The organism is Acetobacter sp., assembly GCF_047721705.1.
In the GTDB taxonomy this organism is placed as follows: domain Bacteria; phylum Pseudomonadota; class Alphaproteobacteria; order Acetobacterales; family Acetobacteraceae; genus Acetobacter.
This window is the reverse complement of record NZ_JBDNXK010000066.1, coordinates 8718-17405: the sequence shown is the minus strand read 5'-3', so window position 1 is coordinate 17405 and position 8688 is coordinate 8718. Positions and strand designations below refer to the sequence as shown.

Here is an 8688-nt window from a genome sequence, read left to right as displayed (position 1 = left end):
GTCACTCTCCCTCGGGATGCCTGCCCGCTGCATCCCTGTCCATAACCCAGACGATCTCGCCTTCCGAGCGAATATGACTTGCCGGTTCCGCAGGATCACCCGCACGCACCCGCTTCAGAACCGCCTCCTTGGAAGCCCCGGTCACGAGAAACAGGACGTGACGGCTGGAAGCAATCGCCGGATAAGTCAGCGTAAGACGGGTATGCGGCGCATCGTCCGGCACGCATGATGCCACCCAGCGCGTCTTTTCCTTCAAAACCGGCTGTCGTGGAAACAAAGACGCAGTGTGTCCATTTTCACCGAGCCCGAGCAGCACGACATCGAACAGCGGTTTCCCTTGTTCCAGATGATCAGCGCCATAGACACGCTTCAATGCCGCTTCATAAGCAGCGGCCGCGTCATCCGGATCGCCACTGTCCGGCATGGGAAAGATGTTTCCCGAGGGAACCGGCACACGCGAAAACAGGATGTCCTGAACCATCCCACCGTTATTGTCCGGTGAACTACGAGGCACGAAACGGTCATCACCATAAAAGAACTGCACACGCTCCCATGGGAACTGCGCAGCATAACCGGGCTGTGCCATCAGCGTATAAAGTTTCTTTGGCGTGGAGCCCCCGGACAGGGCTACGCGAAAAACACCCTGTGTTTTCAGCGACTGTTCCAGCAGGAATGCCGCCACATGAGAGGCAACGGCATCCGCGCTGTCGAGCACGACCGCCCGCGCCGATATGACGTCATGCCCTCTCATCAGTCTGCCTGCGGAGGAATGCGGGGCAACACCCACTTCTCAATCGCCTTGACCCACCCGTCATTCTCATTGGTGTCGGTCACGAAATGCGCATGGGAAGCCACCTCGTCCGACGCATTGCCCATCGCAATGGAAAGCCCGCCGATATCGAGCATTGGCACATCGTTCGGCATGTCACCCAGACAGGCGATTTCGTGCGGCTCCACGCCCATCAGTCGCCCGATCTCGCGCAATGCGTAACCCTTGTTGGCATCCAACGGCGTCACATCAAGATAATACTGCGCCGACAGAGCGACACTTGCCTGCCCTTCCAGCATCTGGCCGGTCTCACCTTCAAGACGCGCCAACAAATCATAGTCCGCGCTGGAACAGGTGATCTTGCCAACCTTGTCTTCCCAAGGACCGAAATCAGCCACCTGCTTCGGTGCTACGCCAAGAGCCTTCTGTTCCTGCGGGACGTACCCTGCCGTCGCGTCGCGCACGATCCAGTCGACCCCGGAAAACAGCCACGCATCGACTTCATGCACGCTGCACATGTCCAATGTCGCTTTGACGGCATCTTTCGGCAGCACCAGAGATGAGAGAGTGCGACCACTGCCGTCGCGGACGATGGCGCCATTCATAGCGGCGTAGGGCGTCGTGAGTTTCAGAACATCATGATACCGCACGATGCCCGGCACAGCCCGACTGCTGACCAGACATACGGGCACATCAGCAGCGGTGAGCCTGCCGATCATCTCCACAGTCGCCCGCGTGAGCTGTTTTTCCGGCGTCAGCAGCGTCCCGTCCATGTCGGTGACGACAAGACGCACCACGCTGGTTGGAGCCGGCTTGGCGTCATGCCTTGCGATGTCATCAACTTTCACAGAAATACTCCAGACAGCACGGATGGTTTTCAGTTTTTCTTTTCAACGTGGCCGCCGAAGCCGAACCGCATGGCGGACAGCACTTTCTCGCCATAGGTGTTGCCGCTGCGGGACCGGAAGCGGGTGAACAGCGCCGCCGTCATCACCGGCACCGGCACAGCTTCCTCGATCGCAGCCTCGATGGTCCAACGTCCCTCGCCGGAATCCTGAACTTCGCCGCTGAATTCGGACAGTTCACCATTTTTCGCCATCGCCTCGGCCGTCAGGTCGAGCAGCCAGGACGACACAACACTGCCACGTCGCCAGACCTCGGCAATGTCGGCCATGTTCAGGGTGAAACGCTCATCATCCGGCAGAAGCGGAGAGTCCTTGCTCTTCATGACATCGAAGCCTTCCGCGAAGGCCTGCATCATGCCGTATTCGATGCCGTTATGGACCATCTTCACGAAATGCCCCGAACCTGCCGGGCCACAGTGAAGATAGCCCTGCTCGGCCCGAGGATCGAGGCCTTCCCGATCCCGGTCCGGCGTTGGGGGGATATCGCCTTTGCCCGGTGCCAGGGCGCTGAAAATCGGATCGAGATGTTCCGCCGCGCCTGCCGGACCACCGAACATCATGCAATAGCCGCGCTCAAGGCCCCACACACCGCCGGATGTGCCGACATCGACGTAATCAATACCGCGTTCGACCAACTGGGCGGCCCGACGCAGATCGTCCTTGTAGTAGGTGTTGCCGCCATCAATGAGAATATCGCCTGCTCCGAGCAGCGCGCCCACCGATTGCACGGAGGCTTCGGTGATCGCGCCCGCCGGCAGCATCAGCCACACGACCTTCTTCTCGCCCGTCAGCTTCGAAACCAGTTCGGCTTCGCTGGACGCGCCCACGGCCCGACCGGCTTCCGCCCGCTCGACTGTTTTCGTCACTGTGGCAGGATCACGGTCATAAACGACAACATCATGCCCATGACGGGTGAGGCGAACGGCGATGTTGCCCCCCATGCGGCCAAGGCCAACGATTCCGATCTGCATGTCTCTGTTCTTTTCCTTCTCGGCTCAGATCGCAGCCTTGATAGCGGCCGCGAGCGTCGCCAGACCCTTTTTCAGATCGCCCTTGATATGCACGCGCAGCGCACGCCGTCCACGTTCGGCCAGCACGTCGAAATCACCACGTGCCTGCGCCGCCTTCACCACACCGAAGCTGTAACGCTCACCCGGCACCGGCAGATCATGCGCGTCATCCGCCGTGATCTGGAGGAACACGCCGCTGTCAGGGCCGCCCTTGTAAGCCTGTCCCGTGGAATGCAGGAAGCGCGGGCCGAACTCGGCTGCTGTCGCGATCGTCTTGGCGTCACGGATGGCCAGACGTGTGTGCTGGATCCACTCGATGCTGTTCCGGTCGCGTTCGATATAGGCTAGCAGACCGACATAATCGCCTGCCTTTACGCGATCGAAATGCGCCTTGAGGATCGCCTGCGCCGTGTCGCCTTTCAACGCTGTGGTATTCTTCTTATCGGCGAAGAACTCCAGATCGCCATCCGTCGCGAAAGGTGACTCCGCTGGAAGCGAACCCGTCTCGTTATAGGCAGCCGTCAGCTTCTTGGTCTCGATCTTGCTGGCTTCGACATCCGGCTGGTCGAACGGGTTGATGCCGAGGAACGCGCCCGCGACCGCCGTGGCGATCTCCCAGCGGAAGAACTCCTGTGCGATCTGGCGGCGGTCATGCAGATTGACCGTCACAACCGGCTGGCCCGCGTCGATCAGAGTTTTCACGGCCTCGTCCTGCTCATGCGAGTGCTCGCTGGCCAGACGGAAATAGATGAACAGACGGTCCTTGCCGTAATGCGTCGGACCCGCCAGCGTCTCGTCGTCGATGGGGATCAGGCCCTTGCCGAGCTTGCCCGTGGACTCTGCGATCAACTGCTCGGCCCATGCGCCGAAATCCATCACCTGCTTGGTGGCGATGATGGTGATCTTGTCACGACCGAATTTCTCCGCACCGATCCCGAACACCGTGCCGAGCAGTACACCCGGATTGACCGCGGCGGGCACGCTGCCGTCACACGCTTTCACACCGTGAAGCGCATCCTCAAGGAACAGCTTCAGAGGCACACCGGAAGCAGCTGCCGGGACCATGCCGAAATTCGACAGCACGGAATAACGGCCACCAATCTGCTTGTCGCCGTGGAAAACTTTCCAGAAACCGTCGGCAGCCGCCTTCTTCTCCAGTGCCGAACCGGGGTCCGTCACAGCGACAAAATGCTCACCAGCCTTCTCGCCGAGCGCCTTTTTCGCGACATCGAGGAAGTAGGACAGCATGATGTTCGGCTCCAGCGTGGAACCGGATTTGGAGGAGACGATGAACAGCGTCTCTTTCGGGTCGATCTTACCTTCGAACGTCCGGACCTGCTGCGGATCGGTGCTGTCCAGCACGTAGAGATGACCGTACCCCTCGTGCTTGCCGAAGGTCATGGCCAGCACTTCCGGGCCAAGGCTTGAGCCGCCCATGCCCAGCAGCAGCACCTGTTTGAATCCGCGCGCCTTTACCTCTTTCTGGAACGCTTCCAGTTCCGGAAGATGTTTCAGACGGTCAGCAACAATACCGAGCCAGTTGAGCCATTTCGCTTCCGGCCCGTTCGTCCAGACCGAGGCGTCCTTCGCCCACAGGCGGCGGATGATGCCGTCCTTGCGCCATGCATCAAGGCCCGCTTTCACAGCGTCATCGAATTCTTTCGGCAGCGAGAACTTCGTTTCCGTCAGCTTGTTGCCGAGAAATTCGTTCTGCTTCTTCGCGACGGAACCAAGCAGTCCATCAAACGCCTCTTCAAACGAGACAACGCCTTCCTCCACCAGCTTCGTCGTCATGCCGTCGAGGTCGAGGCCAAGACGCTTCACCTCCGTCATAACGTGCTTCGCGGCATCGACATTCTGTTCAAGCGTGGGCTGCACCGTTCCATGATCACGGAACGCATCCAGCGTCGCGGGCGGCAGCGTATTGACCGTTTCCGGCCCGATCAGTCCATCGACATACAGAACGTCGCTGTAGGCCTTGTCTTTGGTGCCAGTCGAAGCCCAGAGCAGACGCTGCGGCTGTGCGCCAGCCGCTTTCAGCTTCGCCCAGCGCTCGCTCTTCATAATCTCCTGCCAGTGCAGGTAGGCCATCTTCGCATTGGCGATCGCGACTTTGCCACGAATGGCCTTCAGAGCCTCGGCGTCCTTGTCGCCAGCCTTGATGCGACGGTCGATCTCGCCATCGACTTTTCCATCCACACGGCTGACGAAGAACGAGGCGACGGACGCAATGCCGGCGACGCTCTTGCCCTCCTTCTGACGCGCTTCAAGACCGGAGATCCAGGCCTCGACCACGGCCTTGTATCGCTCAAGCGAGAAGAGCAGCGTGACGTTGATGTTCACGCCGTCCGCGATCTTCTGGTGGATCGCCGGTAGACCTTCCTCCGTCGCCGGAATCTTGATCATCAGGTTCGGCTCGGAAACAGCCGTCCAGAGACGTCCGGCTTCTTCGATGGTCGCTGCCGTGTCCCGCGCCAGATAGGGAGAGACTTCAAGACTGACGTAACCGTCGAGACCTTTGGTCTGATCAAAAACCGGCTTCAGCAGGTGGGCAACTTCCCGAATGTCTTCCACCGCCAGACGTTCATACAGTTCACCGGCAGAGACGATCTCCTTGGCGAGAACGTCCTTGATCTGGGCATCGTAATCCGTGCCTTCACCCATCGCCTTCTGAAAGATCGCCGGGTTGGACGTCACGCCCTTGACGCCATCCTGCTCGATGAGGGCCGCCATAGACCCGTCCCGCGTATAGCCCCGCCGCACAAAATCCAGCCAGGGTGACTGCCCGAACTGTTCCAGGGCGCGCAAAGGGCTTTTTCCGTTCACGGATGAGGCGTTCATCGAGCAATTCTCCCCGGCAGCAGCAACGGAACCTGCCGATCAATTCATTCAATAAAAAACCCTGCACCCGAACCCGGATGCAGGGCTGGTTTCTTAAAGCGCCAGCTGCCGACGGGCAGCGTCCAGCACGGCGTCAACCGTAAAGCCGAACTTCTTCATCAGGGCAGAAGCCGGAGCCGATGCGCCGAAGCCGTTCATGCACACGACCTCTCCCGTGAGACCGACATAACGATGCCAGCCGATGGGAGACGCCGCCTCGACAGCCACACGCGCTGTGACGGAAGGCGGTAGCACCTCATCACGGTAGGATTGTGGCTGCTCCTCGAACAGTTCCCACGACGGCATGGAGACGACGCGCGCTGCAACACCCTCAGCCACCAGCTTCTCATAGGCTTCGACGGCCAGAGACAGTTCGCTACCCGTGGCGATAAGGATGACGGATGGTGCCTTGCCGCTGTCGGCAAGAACGTAACCGCCCTTCGCCACACCAGCGGCGGACGCATACTTGCTGCGATCCAGCGTCGGCAGGTTCTGGCGGCTCAAGGCCAGCACGGCGGGACGGTCACGGAACGGTATCAGCGTGCGCCATGCTTCTGCGACCTCATTGGCGTCACCCGGACGGAAGGTGACAATGCCCGGTGTCGCCCGAAGCTGCACAAGCTGCTCGATCGGCTGATGCGTCGGGCCATCTTCACCCACACCAATGGAATCGTGCGTGAAGATATAGATGGTCGGCAGATGCATCAGGGCCGAGAGGCGGATCGGCGCTTTCATGTAATCGGAGAAGATCAGGAAGCCGGCGCCATAGGACCGCAGACCTGAGAGTGCCATACCGTTGACGATGGAACCCATCGCGTGTTCGCGCACACCGAAGTGGAAGTTGCGACCGGCATAGCTGCCGCCCCATGCTTCCGGCTGGAACGCGCCGCCGTCCTTGATCAGCGTCTTGGTGGAAGGCGCAAGATCGGCGGAGCCACCAACGAGCCAGGGTATGTGCTTCGCAATGGCATTCTGCACTTCGCCAGAACTGGCGCGGCTGGCGATGCCTTTTGCATCCGCAGGATAGGTCGGAATGTCGGCATCCCAGCCCTTCGGCAGTCCGCCGGACAGGATCAGATCAAGTTCCGCCGCCTCATCCGGAAATTCCTTGCGATAGGCCGCGAACAGATCATCCCATGCCTTGCTGGCTTTTGCACCGCGTGCGCCCAGTCCTGCCTGGAAATGCTCGGTCACGCCTTCCGGCACGTAGAACGACTTGTCTTCCGGCCAACCATAGGCACGCTTGGTCGCTGTGATTTCGTCCACGCCCAGCGGCTCGCCATGAGCGGCGGCTGTGCCGGCTTTCTTCGGTGCACCGTAGGCAATGATGGAATGAACAATGATCATCGTCGGACGATCAGTTTCCGCCTTCGCCTCGACCAGCAGTTTTTTGAACGCCTCCGTGTCGTTGGCGTCCTTCAGCGTCAGGACCTGCCAGCCATAAGCCTCGAACCGCTTGCCGACATTTTCCGTGAAGGCGAGATCGGTCGAGCCTTCGATGGAAATCTGGTTGGCGTCATACATCCAGATCAGATTGCCGAGCTTCAGGTGACCGGCTGTGGAAGCCGCTTCGCTCGACACACCTTCCATCATGTCGCCGTCACCGCACAGCGCGTAAACATGATAGTCGAACAGCGGGAAACCCGGCTTGTTGAAGCGAGCGGCCAGCCATTTCTCGGCGATCGCCATACCGACGGAATTGCCGCAGCCCTGCCCGAGCGGACCGGTGGTCGTCTCGACGCCTGCCGTATGATGATATTCCGGGTGCCCCGGCGTCTTCGAATCAAGCTGACGGAACTGCTCAAGATCCTCGACCGTGAGAGACGGCGCATTGAGCACCTTGCCGTTCTTCACGTCGCGGATGCCACTGAGGCAGATCAGCGAATAGAGTAGCATCGACGCATGGCCGACGGACAGCACGAAGCGGTCACGGGCAGGCCAGATCGGGTTGGCCGGGTCGTAGCTCAGCACGTCCTGCCACAGTGTGTAGGCCACCGGGGCGAGCGCCATGGCCGTGCCGGGATGCCCGGAATTCGCCTTCTGCACCGCGTCCATCGACAGCGTGCGGATCGTGTCGATGCAGGTGCGGTCAATCGTGTGTCCAGATGCGTCACCCGTCTCGGGAGCACGGATCATACCGGCCATGGCATCTGCAGCGCCCCACTCAGTGGCATGGAAAGAACGCATATAAAACGATCCTCTATCAATCTGGCCCGTGGCGGAGATACATCCGGCACGACGGGCCATACAATCACACGCCCTCCAGCCCCGGCAAGGCGGCAGACGTGAACGTTTCGCAAACGGATCTGCCGCTTCAAGCCGGCAGACCCACTCCAGTTCCGGAAGTCACGGCTTTGTGAGCAGCACCAAACTCACTGAGCAGCAGCCAACGCCCGCGCTCCAATGTCCCGTCGCCACACCGCATCCTGCCAGCGGATGGCCCCAACACCCTGATACGCTCCTGCAATAGCCTCTTTCAGGGTTGGAGCGGTCGCACACACAGCAAGCACCCGTCCTCCGGCGCCCACGAGATGTCCCTGCGGATCGCGGGCCGTGCCGGCCTGAAACACGCGCACACCCGGAATGGCCTCGGCCTGCTCAATGCCTTCGATCAGCCCACCCTTCACATAGTCGCCCGGATAACCCTTCGCCGCCATGATCACCACCGCAGAGGCATCATCGGAAAACGTGATCTGCACATCAGCCAGCGAATCTTTTGCCACCGCCACCAGCGCGGGCAGCAGATCGGATGTCAGACGCGGCAGCAGCGCTTCCGCCTCCGGGTCGCCGAAACGCACATTGTATTCGATCAGCTTCGGCCCTTCGGCCGTCAGCATCAGCCCCGCAAAGATCACGCCACGGAACGGCGTTCCGCGCTTCACCATCTCCGCCAGCATCGGACGCACCAGAATGTCGAGCGCCTTTTCCTGCGCTGCGCGGTCGAACCCGGCTGGTGGTGAGACTGCCCCCATACCTCCGGTGTTCGGTCCCGTGTCACCATCGCCGATGCGTTTGTGATCCTGCGCCGCGCCGATCAGCACCGCCGTCTCACCGGAACAGAAGGCGAAGAGTGAGACTTCCTCGCCCACCAGACATTCTTCGATGACCACCGAGTGGCCAGCAT

Annotated in this window: 6 protein-coding genes; all 6 read right to left on the bottom strand. The window is 60.6% G+C overall.

Annotated features, from left to right (window positions below):
• Nucleotide 1: 1 nt before the first annotated feature.
• A complete protein-coding gene (gene pgl / locus ABF824_RS11540; RefSeq protein ID WP_415489142.1) occupies nt 2-751 on the bottom strand; it encodes a 6-phosphogluconolactonase in 750 nt (249 codons plus the stop codon).
• Nucleotides 751-1617, bottom strand: coding sequence for a Cof-type HAD-IIB family hydrolase (locus ABF824_RS11535; protein WP_415489140.1), 867 nt, complete (start codon nt 1615-1617; stop codon nt 751-753). The genes pgl and ABF824_RS11535 overlap by 1 nt, the downstream gene beginning before the upstream one ends.
• Nucleotides 1618-1646: 29 nt before the next feature.
• On the bottom strand, nt 1647-2645 hold the full coding sequence (gene gnd, locus ABF824_RS11530) for a phosphogluconate dehydrogenase (NAD(+)-dependent, decarboxylating) (RefSeq protein WP_415489138.1): 999 nt from the start codon (nt 2643-2645) through the stop codon (nt 1647-1649).
• A gap of 24 nt (nt 2646-2669) precedes the next feature.
• Nucleotides 2670-5525, bottom strand: coding sequence for a bifunctional transaldolase/phosoglucose isomerase (locus tag ABF824_RS11525; protein ID WP_415489136.1), 2856 nt, complete (start codon nt 5523-5525; stop codon nt 2670-2672).
• A 93-nt stretch (nt 5526-5618) separates the two neighbouring features.
• Nucleotides 5619-7700, bottom strand: a complete 2082-nt coding sequence (tkt, locus tag ABF824_RS11520; protein WP_415489148.1) for a transketolase — start codon at nt 7698-7700, stop codon at nt 5619-5621.
• Between the two features lie 236 nt (nt 7701-7936).
• Nucleotides 7937-8688, bottom strand: a 752-nt coding sequence (locus ABF824_RS11515) for a phosphoribosylamine--glycine ligase (RefSeq protein ID WP_415489134.1), incomplete at its 5' end; no start/stop codon positions are given.

What these genes read in the sequence shown, in the direction of transcription:
- pgl (WP_415489142.1), bottom strand. Translation starts at nt 751, where the DNA reads ATGAGAGGGCATGACGTCATATCGGCGCGGGCGGTCGTGCTCGACAGC.
- gnd (WP_415489138.1), bottom strand. Translation starts at nt 2,645, where the DNA reads ATGCAGATCGGAATCGTTGGCCTTGGCCGCATGGGGGGCAACATCGCC.
- ABF824_RS11525 (WP_415489136.1), bottom strand. Translation starts at nt 5,525, where the DNA reads ATGAACGCCTCATCCGTGAACGGAAAAAGCCCTTTGCGCGCCCTGGAA.
- tkt (WP_415489148.1), bottom strand. Translation starts at nt 7,700, where the DNA reads ATGATCCGTGCTCCCGAGACGGGTGACGCATCTGGACACACGATTGAC.